Annotated in this window: 1 pseudogene; it reads left to right on the top strand. The window is 61.7% G+C overall.

What is annotated here, in order from left to right:
- Positions 1-67 precede the first annotated feature (67 nt).
- Positions 68-674 (top strand): annotated as a pseudogene (locus A3730_RS08365) (oxygenase MpaB family protein); the annotation flags it as partial.

Below are 674 nucleotides of genomic sequence, written 5' to 3'. Positions count from 1 at the left end.
CGAATTGAATGCGAATACATATTCGCATTATGTTTCCGGCCAACGCAAGCACACCGTGGAGGCCGAGATGACGGCACAGGCTCATATCGATGCGATTCCCAGCCGGGCGCGCCCGTTCGAGAAAACCCAGCAACCCACGCCGGCGTTGCTGCGCAAGCTGCTGGGCCGCGATCTGGCCCCCAGCCAGGAGGAATTCAGCGCGGTGCTGGAGGCGCTCAGTGTGGGGGATCCGGCCATGGATTCATTGGTGGACTGGATGATGGATCATGGCCCCCGTGAGGCGCGGGCGCTGTTTGAAACCGCCATTACCGAGGGGTTGGCTGCCATCCCGGATTGCCCGGAACCGCTGCGGCTGTTTATCAAAAGTGTGGAAAGGCGCCCGGCCTGGGTGGATTTCGACCTGATTGATGAGGGCGCCCGCTTTATTCATTCCACCGGGATGACCGCGCCCTATGTGTTGCGTGATCTGGCATTGATGGGGGGCTACCTGCTGTCCGGTTTCAATCAGTCGCTGGTGTTGACCGGGGCATTGAATCAGGGCGCGTCGCGACGCATTGCCGAGACCGGGAAGTGGTGGGTCGACTGTACCGAGGAAGGGGGGCTGAAACGTTTCAGTGCCGGTTTCCGGGGCACCTTGCACGTGCGCCTGGTGCATTCGCTGGTGCGCCGCAACC

The organism is Alcanivorax sp. HI0044 (assembly GCF_001634945.1).
Note: the sequence above shows the minus strand (reverse complement) of the source record. Positions and strands in the feature narration are given on the sequence as shown.